The 25,633-nt window shown below is 46.9% G+C and carries 25 protein-coding genes and 1 pseudogene; 24 read left to right on the top strand and 2 right to left on the bottom strand.

Annotated features, from left to right (window positions below):
• Positions 1 to 776 precede the first annotated feature (776 nt).
• From DWX59_RS18395 to DWX59_RS18315, 18 genes and pseudogenes are all read left to right on the top strand, one after another.
• On the top strand, positions 777 to 1,808 hold the full coding sequence (locus DWX59_RS18395; RefSeq protein WP_117560676.1) for a nuclear transport factor 2 family protein: 1,032 nt from the start codon (positions 777 to 779) through the stop codon (positions 1,806 to 1,808).
• 46 nt (positions 1,809 to 1,854) lie between these two features.
• Positions 1,855 to 2,595, top strand: a complete 741-nt coding sequence (locus tag DWX59_RS18390) for an SDR family NAD(P)-dependent oxidoreductase (protein ID WP_165641965.1) — start codon at positions 1,855 to 1,857, stop codon at positions 2,593 to 2,595.
• A pseudogene (locus DWX59_RS30065) lies at positions 2,561 to 2,788 on the top strand (TetR/AcrR family transcriptional regulator); the annotation flags it as partial. The gene DWX59_RS18390 and the pseudogene DWX59_RS30065, both read left to right, overlap by 35 nt.
• Before the next feature lie 33 nt (positions 2,789 to 2,821).
• Positions 2,822 to 3,259: a hypothetical protein gene (locus tag DWX59_RS18385; RefSeq protein WP_235845100.1), complete on the top strand. Its 438-nt coding sequence runs from the start codon at positions 2,822 to 2,824 to the stop codon at positions 3,257 to 3,259.
• Between the two features lie 137 nt (positions 3,260 to 3,396).
• Positions 3,397 to 4,584 carry a Gfo/Idh/MocA family protein gene (locus DWX59_RS18380; RefSeq protein WP_117560673.1) on the top strand — a complete coding sequence of 396 codons (1,188 nt, stop codon included), beginning with the start codon at positions 3,397 to 3,399 and terminating at the stop codon, positions 4,582 to 4,584.
• A 52-nt stretch (positions 4,585 to 4,636) separates the two neighbouring features.
• Positions 4,637 to 5,134 (top strand): VOC family protein, encoded by a 498-nt coding sequence (locus tag DWX59_RS18375; protein ID WP_165641963.1) that lies wholly within the window; start codon positions 4,637 to 4,639, stop codon positions 5,132 to 5,134.
• Positions 5,135 to 5,171: 37 nt separating this feature from the next.
• On the top strand, positions 5,172 to 5,918 hold the full coding sequence (locus DWX59_RS18370) for an SDR family NAD(P)-dependent oxidoreductase (protein WP_165641962.1): 747 nt from the start codon (positions 5,172 to 5,174) through the stop codon (positions 5,916 to 5,918).
• A 3-nt stretch (positions 5,919 to 5,921) separates the two neighbouring features.
• A complete protein-coding gene (locus tag DWX59_RS18365) occupies positions 5,922 to 7,433 on the top strand; it encodes a sugar ABC transporter ATP-binding protein (RefSeq protein WP_117560670.1) in 1,512 nt (503 codons plus the stop codon).
• 54 nt (positions 7,434 to 7,487) lie between these two features.
• Positions 7,488 to 8,426: an ABC transporter permease gene (locus tag DWX59_RS18360; protein WP_117560669.1), complete on the top strand. Its 939-nt coding sequence runs from the start codon at positions 7,488 to 7,490 to the stop codon at positions 8,424 to 8,426.
• A 27-nt stretch (positions 8,427 to 8,453) separates the two neighbouring features.
• A complete protein-coding gene (locus DWX59_RS18355) occupies positions 8,454 to 9,623 on the top strand; it encodes a sugar ABC transporter substrate-binding protein (protein ID WP_117560668.1) in 1,170 nt (389 codons plus the stop codon).
• 1 nt (position 9,624) lies between these two features.
• Positions 9,625 to 10,590, top strand: a complete 966-nt coding sequence (locus DWX59_RS18350; RefSeq protein WP_117560667.1) for an ABC transporter permease — start codon at positions 9,625 to 9,627, stop codon at positions 10,588 to 10,590.
• A 37-nt stretch (positions 10,591 to 10,627) separates the two neighbouring features.
• Entirely contained in the window at positions 10,628 to 11,728 is a 1,101-nt protein-coding gene (locus DWX59_RS18345; protein ID WP_117560666.1) for a Gfo/Idh/MocA family protein, read from the top strand.
• Between the two features lie 12 nt (positions 11,729 to 11,740).
• Complete coding sequence (locus tag DWX59_RS18340; RefSeq protein WP_117560665.1) at positions 11,741 to 12,193, top strand: VOC family protein; 453 nt, start codon at positions 11,741 to 11,743, stop codon at positions 12,191 to 12,193.
• Between the two features lie 32 nt (positions 12,194 to 12,225).
• Positions 12,226 to 13,164 carry an ROK family protein gene (locus DWX59_RS18335; protein ID WP_117560664.1) on the top strand — a complete coding sequence of 313 codons (939 nt, stop codon included), beginning with the start codon at positions 12,226 to 12,228 and terminating at the stop codon, positions 13,162 to 13,164.
• Complete coding sequence (locus DWX59_RS18330; protein WP_117560663.1) at positions 13,161 to 14,150, top strand: Gfo/Idh/MocA family protein; 990 nt, start codon at positions 13,161 to 13,163, stop codon at positions 14,148 to 14,150. The genes DWX59_RS18335 and DWX59_RS18330 overlap by 4 nt, the downstream gene beginning before the upstream one ends.
• 13 nt (positions 14,151 to 14,163) lie before the next feature.
• Positions 14,164 to 15,180: an NADH:flavin oxidoreductase gene (locus tag DWX59_RS18325; protein ID WP_117560754.1), complete on the top strand. Its 1,017-nt coding sequence runs from the start codon at positions 14,164 to 14,166 to the stop codon at positions 15,178 to 15,180.
• A 5-nt stretch (positions 15,181 to 15,185) separates the two neighbouring features.
• Positions 15,186 to 16,592, top strand: a complete 1,407-nt coding sequence (locus DWX59_RS18320) for a glycoside hydrolase family 1 protein (protein ID WP_353626706.1) — start codon at positions 15,186 to 15,188, stop codon at positions 16,590 to 16,592.
• A 29-nt stretch (positions 16,593 to 16,621) separates the two neighbouring features.
• Positions 16,622 to 18,535: an NAD(P)/FAD-dependent oxidoreductase gene (locus DWX59_RS18315; RefSeq protein ID WP_117560661.1), complete on the top strand. Its 1,914-nt coding sequence runs from the start codon at positions 16,622 to 16,624 to the stop codon at positions 18,533 to 18,535.
• Positions 18,536 to 18,900: 365 nt separating this feature from the next.
• On the opposite strand, the gene DWX59_RS29405 is transcribed toward DWX59_RS18315, so the two are convergent.
• Both DWX59_RS29405 and DWX59_RS18305 read right to left on the bottom strand, forming a co-directional pair.
• Positions 18,901 to 19,101 carry a type II toxin-antitoxin system RelE/ParE family toxin gene (locus DWX59_RS29405; protein WP_235845111.1) on the bottom strand — a complete coding sequence of 67 codons (201 nt, stop codon included), beginning with the start codon at positions 19,099 to 19,101 and terminating at the stop codon, positions 18,901 to 18,903.
• A 109-nt stretch (positions 19,102 to 19,210) separates the two neighbouring features.
• Positions 19,211 to 19,519 carry a type II toxin-antitoxin system prevent-host-death family antitoxin gene (locus tag DWX59_RS18305; protein WP_117560753.1) on the bottom strand — a complete coding sequence of 103 codons (309 nt, stop codon included), beginning with the start codon at positions 19,517 to 19,519 and terminating at the stop codon, positions 19,211 to 19,213.
• Between the two features lie 1,370 nt (positions 19,520 to 20,889).
• Here DWX59_RS18305 and DWX59_RS18300 point away from each other — a divergent pair.
• The 6 genes from DWX59_RS18300 to DWX59_RS18275 all read left to right on the top strand — a co-directional run bounded on the left by DWX59_RS18300 (position 20,890) and on the right by DWX59_RS18275 (position 25,632).
• Entirely contained in the window at positions 20,890 to 21,237 is a 348-nt protein-coding gene (locus tag DWX59_RS18300; RefSeq protein ID WP_235845098.1) for a hypothetical protein, read from the top strand.
• A 115-nt stretch (positions 21,238 to 21,352) separates the two neighbouring features.
• Positions 21,353 to 21,850 carry an SMI1/KNR4 family protein gene (locus DWX59_RS18295; RefSeq protein WP_117560660.1) on the top strand — a complete coding sequence of 166 codons (498 nt, stop codon included), beginning with the start codon at positions 21,353 to 21,355 and terminating at the stop codon, positions 21,848 to 21,850.
• Positions 21,851 to 22,257: 407 nt separating this feature from the next.
• Positions 22,258 to 22,932, top strand: coding sequence for a response regulator transcription factor (locus DWX59_RS18290; RefSeq protein ID WP_117560659.1), 675 nt, complete (start codon positions 22,258 to 22,260; stop codon positions 22,930 to 22,932).
• Positions 22,929 to 24,140: a sensor histidine kinase gene (locus DWX59_RS18285; protein WP_117560658.1), complete on the top strand. Its 1,212-nt coding sequence runs from the start codon at positions 22,929 to 22,931 to the stop codon at positions 24,138 to 24,140. Before DWX59_RS18290 ends, DWX59_RS18285 begins: the two co-directional genes overlap by 4 nt.
• Positions 24,141 to 24,258: 118 nt before the next feature.
• On the top strand, positions 24,259 to 24,930 hold the full coding sequence (locus tag DWX59_RS18280) for a polyphosphate polymerase domain-containing protein (protein ID WP_117560657.1): 672 nt from the start codon (positions 24,259 to 24,261) through the stop codon (positions 24,928 to 24,930).
• Positions 24,931 to 24,960: 30 nt separating this feature from the next.
• A complete protein-coding gene (locus tag DWX59_RS18275; RefSeq protein ID WP_117560656.1) occupies positions 24,961 to 25,632 on the top strand; it encodes a DUF4956 domain-containing protein in 672 nt (223 codons plus the stop codon).
• The last annotated feature ends 1 nt before the right edge of the window (position 25,633 follow it).

The following is a 25,633-nucleotide window of genomic DNA, read 5'->3' as shown; positions in this document are numbered from 1 at the left end:
CTTCCTCAAACGGGCCGTGAGCCCTTTGGATTTTGACTCGGGGGTATGTCCGTGAATGATGGACAAGATATCCCTTAGGGGGTGTTTCCTGCGGGATTAGGGCTGCCGGGGGATAGCCTGAACGGGATTACAATGTCGATTTAATCCAACGTTATTTAGTTAATATTTGATATTCCTATGGTTAGATTCCGTTATAAGAGGAGTCTAACCATTTTTAAAATAATGAAGATGTCTGTTTCCAAATGTTCGGCCACTCGCGCTGCTGATTGCTTTTATGAGGTTGAACCCCTTGAATTGAGACAAATTTTCTGACTGGTGAATTTCCTCACAACGTTAAAGAATCAGCCTTTCTAAAACCTCAGTATACCATTGGTTATGGAAGCTTCCATTCCTATTAGCTTGATTTTATAATACAGGAAGTCAAGTTCATACACCAAAGCCAGTTAGTTAATCCGGGATAAGAAGGGACATTATAAATTAAAATGTTGTTGATATTATAAGTGTCGACAAGTATTCGACAATATAATATTAGCATTAGTAAATCCAAGTAGTGGATATGGCGATGATTACACAAAATGACACATATGTTTCTTTTTAGTGCATTTAATAATTATGATATAACATATAAAAAACAAAAAATTATAAAAAAATATGTGCAGAATACACAAAAAACATTGTATATATATAATAATTGACAGCGGTAATATATAGAGTTATTATAAAATCATAAACGGGACACGTGTACCGAAAAATTAAACCATGAAGAGGAGAGAACAATGAGCGAGGCAAAAAAAGCAATGGAAAAGAAAAGTGACTATGCGGAAATAAAAGACGCATTTTCAAAGTTTATCAAGTCATGGGAAACAAATAACATGGATGGGCTGGATGAGGTGGTTGCTGTTGATACATACGCGAATTTCAGCATATTTGGGGAGTCCTGCAGCAGGGATCTTCTGAAGAACAACCTGAAGACAAGGACAAGAAAGACAACCTATTCCAGATTCCTCATTAATAATTATGTCTGCCTGATTGAAGGGAACAGGGCCCAACAGTCGGCGGGTATCTCGGCATTGATGTCGGACAGTTCAGGCGCGGAATATGCTCACTATTGTTTTAACGGTTTATTTGCCAACAGCTGGGTTAAAACTGAAAAAGGCTGGCAGATGCAAAGTATCCGTTTTGATCTTCTGACAGATGACGCAAACATCCTTACAAGAGATGAGACAGGATTTTTTATTACAGTGAAGGGGACTGGGGATTTATCTTTTGTGGAAAACTGGGCGCCTATTATTGACAAGAACGGATTCTATTTTGGCACAAGGCTGAACGCAATCTGCGCGGAGTACGATGCACCATGGAACGTAATTAAGAACAGGGATAACATTGGGACAGACGAAGAGCAGATTGAAGAGCTTTTCTTTAAATATTGTTTCGCGATTGATACGGACAGCTTCGGATTCTTTAAGGATGTCTGGACCGATGATGTGGTTGCGTACCTTCCGCCGCTGGGTATCCATGATAAGAGGGGAATTACCAATGTGCTGAAGCTTAATAAATCCGGCTCCAGACGCTGCCTGCACATGGGAAGGGTTAAATCGATTGATGTCCATGGGGATACTGCGGATATTGTTATTTACCATATGGATAATACCATGATTAATCCGCCGTATACCATTTCTAAAGAGACAGAAAGGCTGGATATCATCGGTTCACGCTGGCGCATACAGGCCCGCAGGGAAAATGGGGAATGGAGATTCAGTAAGTTTTTCTATGAATACGGACCATTTGTAGAAGGTGAATTTAAATAAAATATCTGCGCGTTAGTTTCACAAATACGGAATGAGGTTATACATTATGAGAAAAGTAGTCATTGTCACCGGAGGAACCAGTGGAATCGGTTTCGCGGCAGCCAGGAAATTCCTTGAGGAACATGCCGTCGTGGTTGTTGCCAGTCTTGATCCGCAGGATATAGTTGACGCCGCGATGCTGGTACTTAAAAAGGAGGGGGATGCGGATTACCACGATTTGGATGTAACGGATGAAAAGAGTTGCGCTAAGCTGGTAAATGATGTTATAAATAAGTATGGAAGAGTGGATGTTCTGATTAACGCAGCCGGAGTAAGGGGACAGGTAGGTCCTCCCTTAAAGACAGATTTTGCGGATTTTGAACATACCATGCAGGTGAATCTGTCTGGAACTGTCCGGATGTCCACGATTACAGCCGGCCGCATGAAGGAACAGGGATCAGGAACCATCATTAATATAAGCTCAATCAGCGGGACCATGGTTACGGCAGAGGATTATGGATACCATTGCTCCAAGAGCGCGGTGGATATGGCTACTAAGGTTCTGGCCAGGGAAGTTTCTCCTTTCGGCGTCCGGTGTCTTGCGGTTGCGCCGGGAGGCGTGAAGACGGGGATGAATTCCTCTGATTGGGAAAAGCAGGGAGCCGGGTTACATATTAAGGAACGCCTGATAGGGGCCAGGGAGGCTGCGGAAGCAATCTGGCTTATGACAACAGATGAGGCATCCGCCATCAACGGCTCAGTATTGATGATGGATGACGGATACACTGCTTTTAAGGGTATTTACTAAATTTGGAATGAAGAGTGATAATATGAAAAGTGGAAGCGTAACAGATAAATTTAGAGAAACAGATAAAAGGATACTGGTGATTGCCAGAAGGCTTTTTGCGCAAAATGGCATCGTGAACATTGAGATGAATGATATATGCAAAGAGCTGGGATGCAGCCGCAGTACGTTATACCGGCACTTTTCCTCAAAGGAGGCAATCCTATTCAGTCTGACAAGTGAATCTGTTATGAAAATTATGGAAGCAGCCATTATCCCTCCAAGGATGACATTTGAGAATGGCTACGAGGCCCTTGTGTGGCAGTTAAAAGCACAGGTGACGTTTATGATGAATAATGTGGATGAGATAATTTTCATGCGCGATTTCGATTATTTTTTCCCGCGGTTCATTCCTGTTACCAAAGAGGCTGTGCAGTTTGAAAAGGAAATCATGTCTACCAGGGGAAGGGAAGAGATGCTGGGCAATATCTTAAGAGGACTTGAGGATAACAGTATCCAGCCTTTAGAGAACCCGGAATTGACATTGTATACCCTGATTAATGCATGCATCGCCATGGCGCAGCGCATCCTGCCCAGAGAAGGGGTTTACAGAAACGAACTGGGGTATGGACGGGAGATGCTGGATTTACAGGTGGAGCTTCTGTTATCCGCGTTAAAGCGGCCATGATGGTAAGCTGACACTGAAAGAATGAAAGGAACGGCCAGATAACTAATATCTGGGATATTTTTTACCATAAAATGGGACATATGTCTCAAATAAAATAAAAATATGAGATATATGTACTAAAAAGTAAAGGATGGGACATGAAAAATATAAAACCTGTAAAAACAGCTGTGATTGGCTGCGGTATGATAAGCAATATTTACATTCGTAATCTTAAGGATCTTTTCCACATCATTGATCTGACTGCGGTCTGTGATATCAGGCTGGAGAGCGCGCAGGAAAAAGCGGCTGCCTATGGGATTGAAACGGTTATGACCATGGAGGAAGTGGCGGCTTCGGATGAAATTGAACTGGTGGTGAATCTTACAGGACCTGGAGCGCATTACAGTGTCATCAGGCAGATGTTGGAAGCGGGAAAGCATGTCTTTACAGAGAAAACACTTGCGGTTACGTTTAAGGAAGGAAAGGAACTGGTAAGGCTGGCTGATGAAAGAGGGCTGTACCTGGGAGCCGCGCCGGATACTGTCTTAGGCGCAGGGCTTCAGACCGCCAGAAAGGCGATTGACGCAGGACTGATTGGCAAGGTAACTTCCTGTTTCGCCAGTATAAACAGAAATCATCCCCTGCTTTCAGAGGCATTCCGCTTCATACAGAACGGTCCGGGAGGAGCATTTTCCATGGACGTAGGGGTGTATTACGTGGCGGCCCTTCTAAGTCTGTTAGGGCCGGTCGACAGTGTCAGCGGATTCTCGGCTCCAGCCCCTGTACATGAAAAAGAGTTTCTTTTTATGGATAATAAGGAAAGCTGGCAGTTGGAAGGGAGTAATCTGATGACAGCAGCTTTGCGGTTCAGGAACGGAGTACTGGGAATGCTGCATTTTAATGGTTTAAGCATCAATAAGGAGATGCCGATGATTTATATCTACGGAACTGAAGGTATTCTTCAGATTGGTGACCCCAATACATTCTGCGGGGAAGTAAAGCTGATACGGGAGATTGGAGAGCCGTGCCTGCTGCCATTCACCCATGGATATGATGGAAGCGTTATCCTTGACAATCCCACTGCTTATGAGCAGTCATATGGCCACCGGGGAGTGGGAGCGGCGGAGATGGCCTGGGCCATGCGTCTTGGCAGACAGAGCCGGTGCAGTAAGGAATTTGCATTGCATACGCTGGAACTTATAAGCGGGATTGACCACTCCTCCAGGGAGGGGAAAACCTGCGGGATGACAACGGACTTTACCTTCCGGCCTTTAAAGACCGGTTATAATTCAAGGACATTTGGCGGCGTAATGAGGGCGGACGCGGAACGATCTCTGATGGAATAAAAATAAAATGCGTACAGGTCACTGGGGTGACATGAAAAAGGAGGAAAATAAGATGGCAAAAATCAGGACAAAACAAATCAGGCAGATTGGGATTCTGGTGCGGGATTTAGAAAAAAGCGTTGCGGCATTTGAACGTTTTCTGGGAATGAAGGCAGACTTCGTGGGGGTAACGGAACCATATGAAGTGACTGGCCAGGAACTTTGGGGCAAACCATGTTATGGGCGCTGCCATCAGGCGTTATTCAATTTGGAGAACATCCAGATTGAACTGGTATCCCCGTATGGCGAGGGGGATTCCGTATGGAAAGAGTGCCTGGACAGAGATGGGGAAGGACTTCACCATCTTGCCTTTAAGACGGACAATATAAAAGAGGCTTTAAAGGACGTCGAGGACAGAAGCAATGCAAAACTTATGCAGTACGGAACATGGCCGGATTTTCCGAAAAATGGCCAGTACGCATACATGGATGTCCATTCCGAAATAAAAACAATTGTGGAGCTGCTGGAAGCGGATGAAGGGGAAAACTGGGACGAAATCGGAGGAAAATAGATTCACCCGGCGATTACGGAGATAAATGGAGATTCCAATGAAAGAGGACAGAATTGTATTAATTACAGGCGGCACAAGGGGAATCGGCCTGGAGACAGCGAAGCGGTTCCTTGAATATGGAAATAAGGTGGTTGTTGCCAGTATCGATGATGAGGAGACGGTTCAGGCCGCTCTGGATGAACTGGGGCCGTTAGGAGAAGTTACATATTTTAAGCTGGATGTGTCAGATGAGAAAAACTGTAAAGAGGTAGTCGATAAGACAGTGCAGATGTATGGCGCAGTGGATGTTCTTTGCAACATTGCGGGCATTGTGGGGGAACTCAAAACCCCTCTGGAGGCAGACCTGCAGAAAGTGAACGATGTCATCCAGGTGGATTTGATGGGGACAATTTACATGTCGGTCCATGCAGGCAGATACATGAAAGAAAAGGGAAAGGGAGTCATATTAAATACCAGTTCCATCTGCGGTTATCTTGCGACCAATGTCAGCGTTGGTTATCATGCGGCAAAAGCAGGCGTGAACCTGGTGACGAAGGTCTTCGCAAAGGAACTTGGCCCTTATGGCATCCGGTGTGCGGCGGTGGCTCCTGCAACCGTGAGGACAAGGCTTATGGATCCTTCTATCGAAGAGGAAGCAAGAACCTTCCATATGAAACAAAGAGTGGAGGAACCGGAAGAAATCGCGGGCGTATTCCACCTGCTTTCTCTGGACGAAGCGTCTGCGATTAACGGAACCACAGTCATGGCAGAAGACGGTTTCTGCTCATTTAAAGGAGTATGGTAACCCATGAAAGATAATAATCCAGAAGTATTAGTAAAAGTTGAGGGCATCAGTAAAACCTTTGGCTCCACGAAAGCATTGGCGGACGTCCATCTTGAAGTCAAGAAAGGGGAAGTCCGCGGGCTGATTGGTGAAAACGGTTCGGGGAAATCCACGCTGGTATCCATGATAACCGGAGTAAATAAGCCGGATTCCGGTAATATGTGGTACAAGGGTCAGGTACATAAACCGGCGTCGCTGCTGGATTCCAGGAATAAGGGAATCAGTATCCTGGTTCAGGAGTCCGGCACTATCAACGGATTGACGGTAGCGGAGAACATGTTTTTGGGAAAGGAAGCATCCTTTGGGAAAGCGGGGATGGTCAATATCAAGGCAATGACTGAGAAGGCCCAGCAGATACTTGGGGATATGGGAATTGAGGATATCAAGGCAGGAGATCCGGTGGAGGCTTATTCCTTTGAAGAGCGTAAGCTCATAGAGGTTGCAACTGCTCTGGGAACCCATCCCGAGCTGCTGATTGTGGATGAGACAACCACGGCTTTGTCCCAGAAGGGCAGGGACCAGATTTATGATATCATCCGGAACAGCAGCAATGAGGGGCGGGGGGTCATCTTTATCTCCCATGATCTGGACGAGCTGGTCCTCCTGTGCGATAGTGTAACCATCCTCCGCGACGGACATTATGTGGATACCCTCAGGGGGGATGACATTAATGTTGATAAGATGAGGACATTGATGATAGGACGGGACCTGACCGACCATTATTACCGTGATTCCCAGGAAGAAAGCCATGGGGAACGGGTTGTCCTTGAAGCAAGGAATGTTTCTTATGGTGAGAAGTTTAAGGATATCAGCTTTCAGCTGTTTGAAGGGGAAATTCTTGGTATATGTGGTTTGACGGACTGCGGGATGCATGATCTGGCCAAAGGTCTATTTGGGGGGATGAAGCTGGACAGCGGCCAGGTAATTCTTCCGGATAAAAATGTTGTGATTGATAATACCACCACTGCCATTGAAAACGGCATTGGCTACATGCCGAAAGACAGGGACAGGGAGTCCATGTTCCTGGGAGCCAGTATTGAGGATAATATTATCCTTCCGTCATTGGACAACCTGAAGGTGCGCGGTCTGATCCGTAAGAAAAAGGCAAGACGTCTTGCGGAGGAGATGGCGAAGAAGCTTTCTGTGAAAATGAGCGGGGTGACACAGCTTGCAAAGGAGTTGTCCGGCGGTAACAAGCAGAAGGTAGTTGTTGCAAAGTGGCTGGCCAACAATTCCAATATCTTCATCATGGATTGTCCCACCAGGGGTATCGACATCGGCGTAAAGTCTGCAATCTATGACCTGATGACCGAATTAAAGGAAAATGGCAAATCAATGATTATGATATCCGAAGAAATGCCCGAGGTTCTGGGCATGGCAGACCGCGTACTAATCATGAAGGACGGGCGGATATCTGGAGAATACAGCCGTTCGGAAGGGCTTACAGAGAGTAAGATTATTAAGGTGATGATTTGATGCCGGTAAAGGATGATATCACATAATTTCAGAAGGAAAAGATGAGTAAAAACTATGAATGAAAAGAGAAAAAAAGAAAAATTTGATTTAAAATCAGCGGTTCCGTTTATGGGATTTATCATTATCTTTTTGCTCTTCAGTCTTACGACTGGCGGAAGATTCCTGACAATTTCCAATATAGAGACATTGATGATACAGGCTGCTCTTGTAATCGTAGCAAGCGTTGGAGCTGCTTTTGTAATGGCCCATGGCAATCTTGACTTTTCCCTGGGAGGCGCCACGGCCATCAGCTGTATGGCCGCAGCCCTGGCAGGGAGGATTTCCCCGCTCCTGGTGCTGCCGGTTGGAATGATTGCAGGTGTTATTTTAAGCCTTGTAAGCGCGTTTGTACATACGCAGATGCATGTGCCGGCCTTTGTGGTTGGAATGTGTGTCATGATACTTGGAAAAGGGATGACCCAGACACTGTCGGCAGTTATTATCATGAATGCCCCGGCGTCCTTTTCCAGACTGAATGTGGCGTGGTTTTATGGGCTGGTGGTGCTAATTGTTTTCGTGGCCGGATACATTTTGATGGAACACACGAAAATCGGACAGTACAACAAGGCAATTGGTTCAAACGCGGAGGCCGCGCTGCTTAGCGGCGTACCGGTAAACCGATATAAGACATACGCGTTTATCATGAGCGGCCTGTGCATAGGAGCCTGCGCGTTCCTTACCCTAATCCGTTCAGGAGGGGTTTCCTCCACCTGCGGACAGAATCTGGAGACCAACACCCTGATTGCGGTTGTATTAGGCGGAATCCCGCTGTCGGGAGGCACCAGATTAAGACTTTACAGTGTTCTGCTTGGCGCGTTTTCCTTCTATATGCTGAGCAACGGACTTTCTATTTGGGGTGTCAATCCGGATTTGGTGAATATTGTGAAAGGCGCCGTATTTATACTATTTGTTTACTTTACTTATGACAGGAACAGCAGCGCGATTGCTATTTAACCAATGAATTGAAAAGGAGAATGAAAAATGAAGAAAGCATTACTACTTGTACTTGCACTTTCTGTAATGGCAGTTTCCATGCTGGGAGGGTGTTCCGGCACAGCGCCTGCCAGCAGCCAGACAACGGAGAACGCGGCAGAAGACGTGGAGAACCTGGACAATGGCGGGGATAAGACAATCGGCGTTGTATTTTACAGCAAAACAGATGCCTTGGGTTCCGTTGTCTATGCATTGGTAAACGAGGCAGCGAAAGCATGGGGCGTGAATGTGAAATGGGAAATCGGCGGCCTTGACAATGATACACAGCTTAACTCAGTGCAGAATCTGATTTCCGGCGGCGTGGACGGAATTGTTATTATCCCGCTGGCAGATACCGTTACTCAGAAGACATCTGAAATGTGTGAAAAAGCTGGTGTATATTTCTCCCTGTGTTTCCGTGATATCATTGATGATACCATCCGGCAGCAGGTTACGGCCAATCCATATTTTGTTGGTATGACCTTTGAGGCTGACTATGACGCGGCAAAGGAGATGGTGAAGATAGCGGCTGACGCGGGGCATAAAAATGCAGGGGTTGGATATAACTCCCCCACGGTTCCCTTTGAGAAGCAGGTTACAGCCGGTTTTAACGATGGTATGGAAGCATATGGAGTCAATAAAATGGCAGAGTATACTGTTTCAGATACCGGTGACGCAAATGTGACAATTTCCAATATTGAAAATTTCCTGGACGCTTATCCTGACATGGATATGATTCTTTCGGGAGCAGGATCCCAGGGAATGGCGGAAGCTACCGTACAGCTTCTGGCCAATACGGGCGTGAAACTGGTGACAAGGGACTTTTTCACAGGAATGGAAGACGCCTTCAACAATGGCACCTTGGCTGTGGCCTGCGGCGGAATGGCTCCGGACGCTCTTTACAGCTTTGCCATGTGCTATAACGCCGTAGCGGGAACTCCGCTGTCGGATTCCTATATCTGCTGCCAGCAGAAGTATATCTTCCTTACAAGCGCGGAGGAGTGTAAGACATTTGAAACCTATTTTGGCTCTGATCTGTCCCATGTAGGAGATATCTATACGGAAGAGTACCTGAACACATTGGTAAAAGCGAATAATGAAAGCCTGAATGCAGAGACCCTTCAGCAAATCATGGATGAATATTCCATGGAATGGATTCTGAAACAAAAAGGAGTTTAATATGGATAAGGTTGCAAAAAATGTGGTTGCAGCATTGAAAACTATTTCCCTGCCGGTTCTTCTGATTGTGGTTATGAAGCTGATATTCCCGGAGAATATCGGTCTGGGAACGTTAAAAAACATGGTGTACCAGTCGGTGCCTGCGGCCATTCTGGCCTGGGGGGTCAGCTATAATATGAAAATCGGGAACTGGGATTTCTCGGTAGGAGCGGCCGCGATGATTGCCGCGATTGTAGGCGGCAATCTGGCATCCATGCTGGGACTGGGGCCGGCTGGAATGTTTGTACTCTGTACGGGCACAGGCCTGCTTTGCGGCTGTATCACAGGCACGTTGTATTACCTTCTTAAGATTCCTACCTTAATTGTATCCCTTGGCATGGTTTACCTGATGGAAAGCCTGTCGGCCATTATCTTTGACGGAGCCGGAGTTTTTATTACAGGGGAATATGTGGCTCTGGGCGAAGCGGTTCCCATGTTGTTATTTGGGGCGGCTGTGCTTGTGTTCGCAATGTTCCTGTTTTACGCAAGACCCTTCGGCTACCATGTACGCGCGGTGGGTAACGGGGCGGCAATCGCTGCCCAGGAAGGCATTGATATTTACAGAGTTAAATTTAGGGTTCTTGTAATCGCCAGCACATTTGCAGGGCTTTACGCCTTTGCTACACTGGCAAGGACCGGGGTGTGGAAGGCGTCTTCATCGCCAATGAGTACCATGGGCACCTGTTTTGACGCCATGATGTGCGTGTTTATCGGCCAGGCCCTTGGGGCTGCTACCAATCAGTTTATTGGTATCTACTTTGGCAGCGTAACCCTTCAGATGGTAAAACTGCTGATTATCCTTCTGGGTATCAAGAGTACGTTTACGCAGGTTATCATTTCCATGATTGTACTGGTGTTTATGTGTATATCCACGCGTGCGGATTATAACAATAAGCTTCAGCTTCAGAAGGGAAGGGTGGCCGCCTAAAGGGGAGGCGTTGGATTTAAAAACGAGGAGATATGATATGAAAATTTGGAAAATCGGTATCGTGGGCTGTGGAAATATTGCGGAGACAGTTTATATCCCACAGATGGAGAAAATTAAGAATGCCAGGATTGTCGCTGTCTGCGACAGCAATCGGGAACGGGCGGCGCAGATAGCGGAGAAATTCGGAATTGACCAATATTATGATGATATCGATGAATTTCTGGCTGAATCAGAAGTTGAAATCTGTATGAGCGTCTCATCCATCATTGGACGCCATGAAGTGAATATGAAGATTCTGGAGGCGGGCAAACATCTGTATTCACAGAAGCCATTTGCGCCGGATGTGAAGGCGGCAACGGAACAGATAGAACTGGCCAGGAAACGCCATGTGGTCCTTTCAACGGCCCCGGTCCATCGGAACCGCCCTGAAATCCGTCTTGCAAAACAACTGATTAACGAAGGTCTGATTGGACATCCTTCCCTGATTAAGATGGACGTTACCCACGGCGGGCCTGAATATTACCAGTACAGGGATACCGACCCATCCTGGTTTTATAAAAAGGGGGCGGGCGCCCTTCCTGACCTGGGAGTCCATGGGATTGACCAGGTAGTGGCCCTCATCGGTCCGGTCAGAAGCTTATGCTGTATGGCAACTGTGTCTGAGCCGAAACGCACCATCCGATCCGGCGCCCTGGACGGACAGCAGTTTGACAGCAGTGAACTTCCGGACAATTATCTTATTTCACTGGATTTTGGCAACGGCACCCTTGGAATGGTGAATACGGGCTTCATTGAGAAGGCCAATGTCCATCCGGGAGCGGGAATTGAAATTTATGGAGATAAGGGCACCATCGCAGTTGACGGAGGCATTGGCTATACCGGTACCGCCGCCGTCCATGTGTATGTGGATCAGCCGGAGCTCGGACTGCGCGGCTGGATTGACCCGCTGCCGATGAAGGATCAGCCCCAGGAGGAATATTTCCAGGCCCAGGTAATTACGGATTTGATTGACGCGATTGAACAGGGGCGTCCGCCAAGACTGTCACCGGAACATTCGCGCCATGTAATTGAGGTTCTGGAGGCCATTGAAAAGGCGGCAGAGACGGGAAACAGAGTGAGCCTTACAACAACGGTCTGACAGGAGGAAGGCATGGAGCGGATATTTAACGGACTTGCCCATATAGGGCTTTTTACAGATGATTATGAAATGACAATGCATTTTTATACAAAACAGCTCCCCTTTGGAATCGTGAAGGAAACCGTGGAAGACCATCCCGGGGACATCAGCGGATATTATCCCATGAAGTGGGCGTTGATAGAGCTGGATGGCCTTTATCTGGAAATCATGCAGTGTGCCAACAAGGCATGTGTGGAAAACGGCGTGGCGGGAACATTCAATCATCTGGGAATCAGTGTCAGCAACCTGGAACAGGCAATTGCTGAATTAAAAAGCAAAGGAATAGAGGAAGAAAGATTTGAGCCGGTGGTCGTGAATGACCAGCTGTTTCCGGGGCATGTTTACCGCTCCTGCCGGCTGAAAGGAGCCAATGGGGAAATGATTGGACTCTATGAAATGGATAATCATGTCTTCTTCAATTTTTAACAGTGACAAACTGTAAGGGATGGAGAGAATAGATGGGAATTTTATGTATTGACGCAGGCGGTTCTTTCCTGAAACACACGGTGTTGGATGAGGATCTGGATGTAACAGAGGTAAGCAGTGTTGCCACTCCGCGGGACAATCTTGACAGCTTTTTACATGTAATCAGAAGCGTCTATGAAATGTATCAGGGTATTTCGGGGATTGCAATCAGTATACCGGGAATCATTGATGTGGATAGAGGATTCATGTATACAGGAGGTTCCCTGGATTATATCCGGGATATCCCGATGAAAGAGAGAATCAGCGAACTTTGCGACGGCCTGCCGGTATCGATTGAAAATGACGCAAAGGCAGCGGCGACCGCGGAGCTGTACGCGGGTGTTTTGAAAGAGGCAAAGAACGGTATTATCCTGACCCTTGGCACCGCAGTGGGAGGAACGGTGATTGTAGACAAAAAAATCCTGCGGGGAACGAATCTCTTTGCAGGTGAAATATCCTATGCGATTTACCAGGACGATGGGGTAAGGGATGACAGCTGGGATATAGAAAGCAATATGTGGGGCTGCAGAAGTATTCCGGCCCAGATTGTTCGCGCTTACGGCGACGCCGGCCTGCGGTGCGAGGAAATATTTGAACGGCTGGCAAACGGAGACGGACTGGCGGACAAGGCTGTGCGTACCGCGGCCAGAGACGCGGCATTGCTGGCCCATAATCTGCAGTGCATCTTTGACCCGGATGTGATTGCCTTTGGAGGAGGCATCAGTATTGAAAGCAATTATATCCGGCTGATCCGGGAAGAGGCCAGGAAGATACATATGCTGTTCCACGGGGTAGTCCCCATGCCTCGGATTGAAGCGTGCCGGTATTATAACAACGCGAACCTCATAGGCGCGTACTACGCATTCCGGAATATGGGGAAATGTAGTAACAGCGTAAACATCTTTAATAGGAAAGAACTGATGCAGGCATGAAAAGAGAATATAACTGGGGAATTATGGGGCCGGGATTCATTGCAAATAAGGTGATGCCCAGCTTTTCCATGGCGGAAGGTGCCAGGGTCCTGGCAGTGGGATCCAATACAAAGGGGAAGGCAAAGGCGTTTGCCTGCAAATGGAAGATTGAAAGGGCATATGAGAATTATGATGACCTGGTGCGCGACCCGGACATAGATATTATTTATATCACAACACCGAACGCGTTTCATTTGGACCATGCAAAGCTTGCAATGGAGCATGGAAAAAACGTATTGTGTGAAAAGCCCTTTGCCTTAAATGGGAAGGCGGCATCAGAGATGAAGGCGTGTGCAAAGGCGAACCATGTCTTTTTGATGGAAGCCATGTGGACGCGTTTCATACCGGCGGTAGTGAGGGTGAAAGCGTTGGTTGACCAGGGAAGCATAGGAGAAGTCCATCAGATTGTATCGGACTTCTCCTATGATTATCCTTACGACCCACAGAACCACCTTTACGACCCGAAGGCAGGAGGAGGAACCTTGCTGGACGGCGGGATTTATCCTCTTTCTTTTGCCGGGTATCTATACGGCGCGCGCCCAAAGGAATACTTCGGATATGCAAACCTTAGGAATGGGGTGGATGTGCGGGACAGCGTTATCCTGCGGTTCCCCCAGGGGCAGATGGCATCCTTTATCTGCGGCGCGGACACTGCGTCACCCTGGGACTGTGTTATATACGGATCGAAAGGCCGTATCCGCATACCGTCTTTTTTCGTGGCGGTTGAATTTGAACTTAAAGATTATGAAACCGGAGAAAGAAAGTGCTACAAAATGCCCTATGAGGGACTGGGTTACCAGTACGAGCTGAATGAAGTCATGAACTGTATTAATCAGGGCAAACTGGAAAGCAGTATCATGCCGCTGGAGGAATCAGTGGATTACATGAATATCATGGATGAGCTGCGGAAAAGCTGGGGAGTCATTTATCCGGGAGAAGAAAGGTGACGGTAAAATCAGTATGAATCTGTTAAAACAACCAATTAAGGCAGGAAACATCCGCTTATCATCCCGCCTTGTCATGGCTCCAATGGAGACGGGAAAGGCGGAAAACAACCGGGTAACTCCGGCGCTTCTCCGGTATTATGACGAAAAATCCAGAGGCGGATCTCTTGGACTGATTGTTACGGAGCACTGTTATGTGAGCCCGGAAGGGCAGGCGGGGAGAAAACAGCTGTCTGCCGCGTCGGATGATTGTATCAAAGGCCTTCGGGAGCTGGCGGATACCATACACCAAAACTCGGTGCCGGTAATCCTGCAGCTTAGCCATGCAGGCAGCAAGACGGACCGTCTTCTTACGGGGCTTAATACCATCAGCGCCAGCGCCGTGAATATACCGGGCCGGGCAGCCGGGGCGGATTTGCCAAAAGAAATGACACAGGCTGATATAGACCGGGTAACTGCGTGTTTTGCGGCGGCGGCCGTCCGCGCAAAGGAGGCTGGATACGATGGCGTAGAGATACATTCTGCCCATGGATACCTGCTGAATCAGTTTTATTCTCCTTTAACAAATAAAAGGGTTGGATATTACGCGGGAACGAATCTGGCCGGCAGGACCCGTCTGCATGTTGGGATTATTGAAGAATTACGAAAAGCAGCCGGGCCTGATTTCCTGATTTCCGTCCGCCTGGGGGCCTGCGATTATATGGAGGGCGGCTCCGGGAAGGAAGAGGCGGCAACGGTAGGTAAGATTTTCGAGATTGCCGGAGCGGACATGATCAGCGTGACAGGCGGCATGTGCGACTTTGTGCGGCCAGGCCATCAGGAGCAGGGATGGTTTTCAGAATTGTCTGAATGCATAAAAAAGGAAGTGGGGATTCCGGTCCTTCTGACAGGCGGAATTACGCAAAAGGCCGCGGCCCAACGGCTGCTTATGGAAGAAAAGGCAGACCTGATTGGAGTAGGAAGGGCTATCCTGAAGGATTCCACGCTTCCGGAACAGTTTTTAAAGGATGAAGGAGAGGGGGCGGGAGTATGAATCAAATGAGGTTTCCTGCGGATTTTATGTGGGGAGGCGCTGTGGCCGCCAACCAGTGCGAGGGCGCGTACCAGGAGGATGGAAAAGGCCTGTCTATCCAGGATATCATGCCAAAGGGAATCAAAGGCGCGCCCACGGATGCGCCGACCGCGGATAATCTGAAGCTTGTGGCAATCGACTTTTACCACCGGTATAAAGAAGACATTGCTTTGTTTGCGGAAATGGGCTTTAAGGTTTTCCGCCTGTCAATCGCGTGGAGCAGGATCTTTCCAAATGGGGATGATGCAAAACCCAATGAAAAGGGACTGAAGTTTTATGATGATGTATTTGACGAATGCCGGAAATACGGAATGGAGCCGCTGGTTACGATTTCCCACTATGAGACGCCTTTGCACCTTGCCAGGGAGTATGACGGATGGCGCAGCAGAAAGTTGATTGAACACTATATAAATTTCTGCCGGGTGGTTTTTGAGCGCTACAGGAGCAAGGTCAAATACTGGCTGACATTCAATGAAATTAATTCTGTCCTGCATCAGCCTCTGATCAGCGGCGGCATTCTGACGCCCAGGGAGAACCTGACGCGGCAGGACCTGTATCAGGCAATCCATCATGAGCTGGTGGCATCGGCCATGGCGGTGAAACTGGCCCATGAGATGATGCCGGGAGCAAAGGTTGGCTGTATGATTCTGGCGATGCCCACCTATCCGCTGACCCCGAAGCCGGAAGACGTACTGGCGGCCATGAAGGCGGAACAGAAGAATTATTTTTTCGCGGATGTGCAGGTCCGCGGGAACTATCCAAAGTATCTGGACCGCGATCTGGCGGCAGAGGGCGTGAGCATCAAGATGGAGCCGGGGGATGAGGAAATCCTGAAAAACACAGTGGATTTCATATCCTTCAGCTATTATGTCAGCGTGTGTGAAAGCGCGGATCAGATGGAAACAGGAGAAGGGAACCTCATAGGAGGTATCTCCAATCCCTACCTGAAGGCCAGCGAATGGGGATGGCAGATTGACCCGCTGGGGCTTAGGATTGTGCTGAACCAGTTTTATGACAGGTACCGGAAACCGCTGTTTATCGTGGAGAACGGTCTGGGAGCCACGGACCGTCTGGTGCAAAATGAGAAGGGGGAGTGGACGGTCAACGACGATTACCGTATCGATTATATGCGGCGCCACCTGGTGGAAGTGGGCGAGGCCATAAAGGACGGGGTGGAGGTCATGGGGTATACCGTATGGGGATGCATTGACCTGGTCAGCGCCTCGACCGCAGAGATGAGCAAGCGGTATGGAATGATCTATGTGGACCGCAATGACGATGGAAGCGGGAGCCTGGAACGGTTCCGCAAAAAGTCATTTAACTGGTACCGGCGGGTCATTGAGACCAATGGGATGAGCCTGGTGGAAGATTAAACGGCTTCTTTGAACAGGAGGAAGACAAGATGTATGAAGCATTATTTGAACCATTAAAAATTGGAAAGCTGGAGATTAAGAATAGGTTTGTAATGCCGGCCATGGACAGCCATTATACCACGGCGGAACACCAGTTTAGCAAACAGGCCCTGAACTATTATGGAGAGAGGGCAAAGGGGGGGTTTGGCCTTATTATTACGGAATATCTCTGCGTAAGTGAGGAAGGTCTGGCCAGCAGGACCCAGGCGGGAATTTATGATGACTGCTTTATTCCGATGCTCACGTCCCTGACTGACCGGATACACCGCGAAGGAGGCTTGGTTTTTGCCCAGCTCCATCACGCGGGCCGTCTCCAGGGAGTTGGAACAACCGTGCTACCCGCCGTGGGGGCCAGTCACCTGACGGCACCCGGAAAGGCGGAGAACGTACATGCGTTGACAGGAGAGGAAGTCAGAACGGTTATCCATAAATTTGTCAAGGCGGCAGAGCGTGCAAAGCAAGCGGGGGTTGACGGTGTTGAGATTCATGGCGCCCATGGTTACCTGCTGGCCCAGTTTTTATCCAAAGGCGTAAATAAAAGGGTAGATGAATATGGTGGCAGCGTTACCAACCGCGCCCGTATTGTCTGCGAAATGATATGCGCGGTAAAGGCCGCGTGCGGAAATGATTTTCCGGTATGTGTCAGGACCAGCGGAGAGGAAGGATTTCATGGCGGAAACAGTATTGAGGACGCAGCCGCCCAGGCCATGCTGTTTGAGGCAGCGGGAGCGGATGCGGTCCATATCTCCTGTGGAGATCCAATCCAGCCGTATTACACAAAAACCGCATTTAATATGGAAAATGTCAAAAAGGTTAAGTCTGTATTGGGAATTCCGGTCATTGGAGTAGGCAGGATCAACGATCCATCCCAGGCTGCCGGTGTTCTTGCTTCCGGCAGTGCTGACTTTGTGGCATTAGGCCGTCAGTCTATCTGTGATCCGCATTTTCCCGTAAAGGTCAGGGAAGGAAGGCTGAAGGAACTATATACATGCACAGGCTGTCTGCAACGCTGTTTTTATAGCGAGTCCTTTGAGGAAGGAAACGGCACTTCCTGCATGATGAATCCGTTCAGCGGAAAAGAGGGAATCTGGAACATCAAGACGGCAGACCAGAAGAAGCGGATTGGCATTGTGGGTGCTGGGCCGGCTGGCCTTCAGGCGGCATGGATACTTGCAAAACGGGGGCACCAGGTTAAGGTGTTTGAAAAGGAACAGACAGCAGGAGGCCAGTACCGTCTGGCCAGCATCCCTTCTATGAAGCAGGATTTAGGCAAGACCATCAGTACATATCTGGAATTCTGTAAAAAGTATGGAGCCGAAGTGGTCTATGGGGTAGAAGCTGACCTGGGATGTTTGAAACAGGAGGGATTCGACCTGGTCATCCTGGCTGTGGGGGCAGTTCCCCTAGTGCCATCCATTGAAGGAGTTGATGGTGGGCAGGTTTGCCTGGCACAGGATATCTTAAGATGCGAGAAGCAATTTACAGGAAAGAAACTGATGGTACTGGGAGCCGGGCTGGTGGGGGCCGAAACAGCGGAATTTCTCTGTGAACAGGGGAATCATGTGACCCTGGTGGATATGTTAAGCCAGGCCGCGCCATCGGCTCCGAAGAAAGTGCGGACCAGATTAGTCAGCCATCTGGAAGCGCTTGGCGTATGTTTTGTCCTTAACAGCAGGGTTTTAAAGATTAACAGGGATGGGATTGAGTATACCCAGGATGGAGTAACAAAACAGCTGACCGGATATGATGCAATGATTCTTGCATTTGGAGCGAAAGCTAATACAGAACTTTATGAGCAGATGGACGGTTTGGGAATAGAGGCGTATCGTATTGGGGATGCTCTGGCAGCCGGGGACGCGAAGAAGGCAATCTATGAAGCAACGCAGCTGGCGTTGGGACTGTAATAGAAACGAATCTGGACGACGAGGAAATTATGGAATAGTCAGGAAAAAGAGTAGTAGCACAATGGGAATCGGTTTGGCGGTGGCGGCAAGGTTACTGAGAGAAGAGTAAATTGTGAGTATCACAAGCTGCCGGGAAAAAAGGAAGAAAAAGAAGGAGAATATGCGGGTAACTTCAATAGCATAGTGGGCACTTTTAAAAGACCGGTTAGGGAACCAATAACGTATAGTCTCACAAAAACAGGATAAGGATTCTAATGCCAAGTGTTTCTGATTTCTTGGTTTAGAATCCTTATCTTATTTCTGAAGGGAAAAAAGGAGTGATTATTATCTGCCATAACATGAGACACTATATATAGGTATAGTTATTAGATAACGATATTAGCATAATCCCGCCGGGCATCCACAATGGCATATATAATCACCATATAGTCCCGTTCCCTTACTTTATAAAAAATCAAGTGGTTTTCAATGATTACCATACGGAACCCCATTCTGCGTAAAGCGGTGTGTTTCGCTTTTACGCCATGGTAAGGCTGCTCTGCAAGCAGTTCAATGGCATGTTCTATTTTGCCTAAATAGGCAAGGGCGATGTCTGCGTCCCCTGAATCTTCTGCTATATAGAAAAGCAGGTACCATAGCGCCTGTCAGCAGTATCAGTTCGTATTATGTCATATATCATTTATATTTCCTTGCTAGGAGGGCCTTTCTGATATCATCAAATGTATCCTGGATTGGTGCGGTTCTTCCATCATCTACATCATCCTGTGTCTCAACCAACATATTCAATAACTCAAGTTCAGATTTCATTTTTCCATACTGTGCATGTCCCATGAGTACAGTGTCTTCATGGCCATTGACTGTTATGAAGATAGGTTCCCCTGTTTCCCTTGTCATAGAAGATAATTCTTGATATCTGTTTCTTAAATCAGACGAAGGTCTTATTGATTCCCTATTGTCACCCTTTTCATATCGTAATATTAGCATAATTTTGATATACATACAAATTGGGATCATGGATTGGATAATAATTGTAGACTGATATATTGAGGATATGAGAAATCAGGACATAATGTCGATATGGCTCACTTTTATCCAGATATTATACTGATGTCCCCCCAATTTATTACATATTCCACACCTGCCGACATGGTATAATACATAACGTGCTTTTCACTAATTGTTAACCCAAAGAAGCTGATACAAGTGGGATGCTTTGGTACATCAGCAGTGAAGACACATTTCAGAAGTGCCTGAAGTCAATAAGCTTTTTTAGTTGGCAGCTGATGGAAAAGCATTATTCTTAGGTACTAAAGAGGGGATAATAGGAGGAAGTAATATCTGTTATAGAACAACAATAAATTGCGAAAGCATTGTGCTTTTGTCCAAACATACTGCTATCTAATGTATTAAAGTAAATCTAAAACTGTATGAACTGGAGTTCTGTAAGCAATAGTAGAATATTTGGGACAGAAGGAATTCCGTAAATTAGATAATTAAATATATGAATGAAAGAGGCAGAGATATATGTTGTGTAAAGTCCTGGTGGACAGCGACATGGGCTCTGCTTCTCTTATAGAAAAACGTAATTAGATTGATGTGGAACTAGAGATGGTGGGATATGAGCAGTAAAGCGCGGTTTAATAAGTTATATAGTATATGAAACTTGTTTTCTGATGTTTTTTTGTATGATCAATTCTATAATTATAACTTATGGGAAAGAAATGAGTAATTATATTTTAATAGATGGTGGGATTGGAAGAGAATGCTACAGACAATTAGTTAAATTTTCAAAAAAATTGTAGAGGAAAAAAGCAAAATTAATCTTTTGATTTTAACGCATACAGATTCAGATCAAATAAGTGGTATTCTTAAATTATTTACATCTAGAGAGTTTGATTTTAATATAGTGAATGAAATGTGGTTTAACTATGGAACCTTTTTAAATAAAGCTTTAGATAGAGACATAAGAAACGATAAAAATGTGATTTACCTCCAAGATGAGGGATAATTCAGTTTAAAGGGACTGCTACTGCAATACATAGAAAACTTATAATCGTGATTATAGTATTTTATAATAAAAGTACAATACACCCAGACCTAACTCTGTCTTTTATCCATCATTATTATCCACTCAACAAATGTCGAAGTAGTAATAATGATGCGAAATTGTGTTTTGAAAGGGAAACAGAGGGGTTAAACCACAAGACATACTGGCCTTTGGAAAGAAACCGAGGAAAAATCAGGCCAAAAGGCCGATTTTTCCCCCAATTTTTGCCTTTCATAGATATGGGACCGGGTAGTGAGGTTATGGTGTAAAATGTCAGGTCAGCCAGAGACTGAACATTGGATATTTTGTGGATGGAGTTGAAACGGATGCTTGGTATGACCCGATACGGCGAGGATGCAGCACATATTGGAAACTGGAATTGATAGTGAGGTGTTTATCAATGGGAAGTAATAATGAGTATATACAGTTATTCATGGAATATGAATCTGATGATATGCCTATGGTATATTTTTATGAAGTCAATTTGGATGATGACCGCTTTGCCTTAAGAGCCATAGAGGTCTTTGTGAACAGGATGGTAAAGATTTATAAAGATTTATATTGTGATGTTATAGAAGCGTGTCCAATCCCAACAGTTGATGAACTTAACGCAAAGGTTTGGGGGGGAAGGCTTTTATGCAATCATTATTTCTAAAGAAAAATTTGAGGAAATATGGAATACTGGAATCTATAGCGGAAGCCTGATTGCTGCTTAACTTCCTTTTTGTCGGAAAGTTGAACCAATCGGAAGCAATGAAAGGGTATTATAAATGAATCTATTGGAATGTCTAAATGAAAAGATACAGATAATTGGTGGAACTCCTTTCGATGGAGGGGAAGATATAGTCAGAGAATTAGCAGAGACTTCTCCCATCTTGTTGCCGGAGGATTATATTGATTTTCTAAAGATGATTTCCGGAAATACAGATGATGGGAATGTTGGCTTAGAGCTTGGGATAAAGATAAAAGATAATATTTACTCCATGCAAATTTATTCGGCACAACAGGCATTAAAAATGCGACCAGAATACGAAGAAATATATTCTTACACTGATAGCAACGGTATTATTGACCAGATTTGGCTGATTGGGAATGATTTAGGTGACCTGCATTATTTTTACGGACAGGGTAAAGAAGGTTTTGGACTTTATGTGGCAGAAGATAGTGCAATATATTTTGAAAATGCTGATAAGATTGCCGATACACTGACTGATTTTCTTGTTAAAGGAATTGGATTTAACACGGCTTTTTGGCTTCATTATTCATAATCAGCTTAAATTATTAATTCAAGTTTACAGAAAAGAAAGAAGTTATCGGCTTACATAAATTTAAGAGACAATCAAGTATGATTATACACAATAAAAGTGACCGGCAGTATTGAATCTGTCTGGTCATTTTTGTTAATCAGAAGCTAGTACTCCATCCGACCAGAAACGATACTGCCAGCACTGCCTAGTGTGTTAGGACAGGGCGTTAATAAGTAAATGCCATTTGTCGTGACAGCCTTCCTTTTATGTTTGCTGTTTTTCACAGCGGCGGCATTTTTCCTATGCTAATCTAAGTTTCGTCTGCTAATATAAAAATATATTTTACCTTTTTACCTGCAAAATGCGAAATTTTCACACTTATATGGTATCATTATCAAAATGAAATCATCTTTCCCAGGGAGGACGTTATGAAGCTGCTTTATGCCGAGGATGAACGCTCGCTTTCCGAAGCGGTGGTGGACATCCTGTCTTACCACAAATATATTGTTGATGCCGTGTATAATGGGGAGGACGCCTATGATTATGCCGTGTCCGGCGATTATGATGGAATCATTCTGGATATTATGATGCCCAAGAGGGATGGAATCGAGGTTCTTTCCGCCCTGCGGAACAACAGATGCAAAACGCCGATTTTGCTGCTGACCGCTAAGACGCAGGTGGATGACCGCATCCGGGGACTGGATGCAGGGGCGGACGATTATCTGCCCAAGCCCTTTGACATGGGGGAGCTGCTGGCCCGTGTCCGTGCCATGCTGCGCAGGCGGGAGGAGTTCCGCCCGGATTTGCTGTCCTTTGGCGATTTGACGCTGAACATTCAGTCCGGCACGCTTTCCTGCGGCAATACGGATTTTGTGCTGCCCAAACAGGAATACCGGCTTATGGAGCAGCTGATGATAAACTACAATATCTTCCTTTCCTCGGAGGATTTGCTGATTAAGGCGTGGGGGTATGATGCGGAAACGGATATCAACAGCGTCTGGCTCTATATTTCCTATTTGCGCAAACGTCTCCTGGCCATGGAATCAACGGTGGAGATTGTGTCTAAGCGCAATATAGGCTACCGGTTGGAGATGCCGTCATGAAAAAAACGCTGAGAAAAAAGTTCATTGTCTTTGCCATGTCCGCGGTCACCATCCTGCTGGTGGTATTGGTTGGAGCCATCAGCGGCCTTAGCTGGATTATTTTGGACAGCCAGTCAAGCGTTGTTCTGCACACCCTTGCCGGCGGGGGAGGAAAATTTCCGCCGGTGGAACCGCCCAGGCCAATGCCCTTTGCCCCGCCCATGGATATGGACATCATCCAGTCGGCCCGTTTTTTTATGGTGCGCACGGCCCGGGACGGAACGGTTCTGGATGTGAACATCGATCATATATCATCTGTCAGCGCGGAGCAGGCAGCCCAATATGCCGGGCAGATTACCGGTGCCTCGGGCAAGATTGAAGGGTACAAATATGAAGTAAAGCAGTCCGGGGCAGACCGTTTGATTTTCTTTATGGATATATCCGGCCAATTTCGGATGTGTGTGATGGCCCTGAGCATTTCCTCTGCCATTGCCCTTATATGCTGGCTTGTGATTCTTCTGTTTGTTATCCCGCTTTCCGGGCAGGTGGTCCGTCCCATCCTGGCAGGTATGGAAAAGCAGAAGCAGTTCATCACAAACGCCGGCCATGAATTGAAAACACCCCTTGCAATCATCCAGTCCAACAATGACGCGGCAACTCTGATTTACGGAGAAAGCAAGTACAGCAGAAACATCCGGCTTCAGACCCAGCGGCTGAATGTGCTGATGACAAATCTTCTGACGCTGGCCAGGCTGGACGAGGAAACGAAGCTGCCCACAGAACGGGTTGATATAAGCGGGCTGATGAACGGGATGCTGCCGTCCTGGGAAGATGCCGCGGCAGAGAAACAGATTTCGCTGTCCGTAAAAATCCAGCCCCATGTTTTCATGCAGGCGCACAGGGATACATTTTCCCAAATGATCTCCATTCTACTTGACAATGCGGTTAAATACACCCCGAAGGATGGGATAATCCGTTTTTCCGTGACGGGCGATGGGGGACATATTGTAATTGCAGAAGAAAACACTTGCGATACTCCCGGCAATTCTGACCCGGAACGGCTCTTTGAGCGGTTTTTCCGGGGGGACAGCGCCAGAACCCAAAGCAGCACAGTCTCCGGGTATGGGATTGGCCTTTCTGCCGCCCGTGCCATTGCACAGGCATTTGGCGGAACGCTGACAGCAGAGTACACAGAGACCGGGACCATCCGCTTCACTGCCCGCTTTTAATACAACTTCACAAAATATTCACAGACCTTCCCGCAAGGATTCACAAACGGGAAGGTCTTTCTAATGTTGCTCATAGGTTAGGGTTTTATAATGGCTGCATAGAAAGGAGGAATGCTGCATGCAATACAGACATGAAGTAAAGCATGAAATCAGCAATCTGGATATGCTGATCCTGCGGCAAAGGCTGAGGGCGGTGATGGCGCCGGACAGCCATGCCATAGACGGACAATATGAAATCCGAAGCCTGTACTTTGACAATCCGGACGACAAAGCCCTGCGGGAAAAGCTGGACGGCGTGAGCCGCCGGGAAAAGTACCGGATTCGTATGTATAACAATGATCCGTCTGTAATCCGCCTGGAGCGGAAGTTCAAATGCAGCGGACTGGGGTATAAGGAGTCCGCCCTGCTGACCCAGGCCCAGGCTTGTCAGATTGCGGGCGGTGATATTCACTGGATGGCTGCCAGCACCGATGAAGTGATCCTGAGATTTTATACCTGTCTTCGCAATGAAGGCCTGGCGGCAAAGGTGATTGTGGATTACACCCGTGAGCCTTTTGTATTCGTCCCCGGCAATGTCCGTGTGACGCTGGATTACAATATCCGTACCGCCCTTGGCTGCACGGATTTCTTAAATCCTGATTGCATCACTATACCGGCTGCCGGTTCCCCCTGTATCCTGGAAGTGAAATGGGACAATTATCTGCCGGATGTGGTCCGCGACATGGTGCAGCTTGGGGAAAGGCACGGCACGGCCTATTCCAAATATGCTGCCTGCCGCGTGTATGATTAAAAATAAAATGGAATAAGGAGAACCCAAACCATGACTTTTAACGATATATTTAAATCCAGCTTTTTAGAAAAAGTATCCTCTATCAGTGTCTTTGACATGATTTTGACCATCCTGCTGTCCTTTGGCGTTGGTCTGTTCATTTTCCTTGTTTACAAGAAAACCTACCGGGGCGTGATGTATTCCGCAGGCTTCGGCACCACTCTGATTGCCTTGACCATGATTACGGCAACGGTCATCCTTGCCGTGACTTCCAATGTTGTCCTGTCCCTTGGTATGGTGGGCGCTCTTTCCATTGTCCGTTTCCGTACCGCCATCAAGGACCCGCTGGACATTGCGTTCCTGTTCTGGGCCATCGGCGCAGGTATTATTCTGGCAGCGGGCATGATTCCTCTTGCTGTCATCAGCAGTGTCTGCATCGGTATCATCCTGCTGGTATTTGTCAATAAGTCTTCTAATACGCATCCCTACATAGTGGTGCTCAGCTGCACGGGCCATGACGTGGAAATGAAGGCAAAAGATTTCCTCTCCAAAAATGTAACCAAAACAACCATTAAGAGCAAATCCGCTGTTAAGGGCGCTATCGAGCTGAACATTGAAGTGCGGCTTAAGGATGATGATACTGATTTTATCAATATCCTTTCGGAAATGCCCGGTGTCAACAGCGCGGTGATTGTTTCTTACAACGGCGATTATATGGGGTAAA

It is taken from the genome of Enterocloster aldenensis, from assembly GCF_003434055.1.
GTDB lineage: Bacteria > Bacillota > Clostridia > Lachnospirales > Lachnospiraceae > Enterocloster > Enterocloster aldenensis.
This window is presented reverse-complemented; position numbering and strand designations above follow the sequence as displayed.

What these genes read in the sequence shown, in the direction of transcription:
- DWX59_RS18275 (WP_117560656.1), top strand. Translation starts at nt 24,961, where the DNA reads ATGACTTTTAACGATATATTTAAATCCAGCTTTTTAGAAAAAGTATCC.
- DWX59_RS18330 (WP_117560663.1), top strand. Translation starts at nt 13,161, where the DNA reads ATGAAAAGAGAATATAACTGGGGAATTATGGGGCCGGGATTCATTGCA.
- DWX59_RS18280 (WP_117560657.1), top strand. Translation starts at nt 24,259, where the DNA reads ATGCAATACAGACATGAAGTAAAGCATGAAATCAGCAATCTGGATATG.
- DWX59_RS18365 (WP_117560670.1), top strand. Translation starts at nt 5,922, where the DNA reads ATGAAAGATAATAATCCAGAAGTATTAGTAAAAGTTGAGGGCATCAGT.
- DWX59_RS18390 (WP_165641965.1), top strand. Translation starts at nt 1,855, where the DNA reads ATGAGAAAAGTAGTCATTGTCACCGGAGGAACCAGTGGAATCGGTTTC.
- DWX59_RS18350 (WP_117560667.1), top strand. Translation starts at nt 9,625, where the DNA reads ATGGATAAGGTTGCAAAAAATGTGGTTGCAGCATTGAAAACTATTTCC.
- DWX59_RS18345 (WP_117560666.1), top strand. Translation starts at nt 10,628, where the DNA reads ATGAAAATTTGGAAAATCGGTATCGTGGGCTGTGGAAATATTGCGGAG.
- DWX59_RS18380 (WP_117560673.1), top strand. Translation starts at nt 3,397, where the DNA reads ATGAAAAATATAAAACCTGTAAAAACAGCTGTGATTGGCTGCGGTATG.
- DWX59_RS18340 (WP_117560665.1), top strand. Translation starts at nt 11,741, where the DNA reads ATGGAGCGGATATTTAACGGACTTGCCCATATAGGGCTTTTTACAGAT.
- DWX59_RS18290 (WP_117560659.1), top strand. Translation starts at nt 22,258, where the DNA reads ATGAAGCTGCTTTATGCCGAGGATGAACGCTCGCTTTCCGAAGCGGTG.
- DWX59_RS18385 (WP_235845100.1), top strand. Translation starts at nt 2,822, where the DNA reads ATGAAAATTATGGAAGCAGCCATTATCCCTCCAAGGATGACATTTGAG.
- DWX59_RS18370 (WP_165641962.1), top strand. Translation starts at nt 5,172, where the DNA reads ATGAAAGAGGACAGAATTGTATTAATTACAGGCGGCACAAGGGGAATC.
- DWX59_RS18375 (WP_165641963.1), top strand. Translation starts at nt 4,637, where the DNA reads ATGGCAAAAATCAGGACAAAACAAATCAGGCAGATTGGGATTCTGGTG.
- DWX59_RS18335 (WP_117560664.1), top strand. Translation starts at nt 12,226, where the DNA reads ATGGGAATTTTATGTATTGACGCAGGCGGTTCTTTCCTGAAACACACG.
- DWX59_RS18325 (WP_117560754.1), top strand. Translation starts at nt 14,164, where the DNA reads ATGAATCTGTTAAAACAACCAATTAAGGCAGGAAACATCCGCTTATCA.
- DWX59_RS18305 (WP_117560753.1), bottom strand. Translation starts at nt 19,519, where the DNA reads ATGCTAATATTACGATATGAAAAGGGTGACAATAGGGAATCAATAAGA.
- DWX59_RS18395 (WP_117560676.1), top strand. Translation starts at nt 777, where the DNA reads ATGAGCGAGGCAAAAAAAGCAATGGAAAAGAAAAGTGACTATGCGGAA.
- DWX59_RS18285 (WP_117560658.1), top strand. Translation starts at nt 22,929, where the DNA reads ATGAAAAAAACGCTGAGAAAAAAGTTCATTGTCTTTGCCATGTCCGCG.
- DWX59_RS18360 (WP_117560669.1), top strand. Translation starts at nt 7,488, where the DNA reads ATGAATGAAAAGAGAAAAAAAGAAAAATTTGATTTAAAATCAGCGGTT.
- DWX59_RS18355 (WP_117560668.1), top strand. Translation starts at nt 8,454, where the DNA reads ATGAAGAAAGCATTACTACTTGTACTTGCACTTTCTGTAATGGCAGTT.
- DWX59_RS18295 (WP_117560660.1), top strand. Translation starts at nt 21,353, where the DNA reads ATGAATCTATTGGAATGTCTAAATGAAAAGATACAGATAATTGGTGGA.
- DWX59_RS18315 (WP_117560661.1), top strand. Translation starts at nt 16,622, where the DNA reads ATGTATGAAGCATTATTTGAACCATTAAAAATTGGAAAGCTGGAGATT.
- DWX59_RS18320 (WP_353626706.1), top strand. Translation starts at nt 15,186, where the DNA reads ATGAGGTTTCCTGCGGATTTTATGTGGGGAGGCGCTGTGGCCGCCAAC.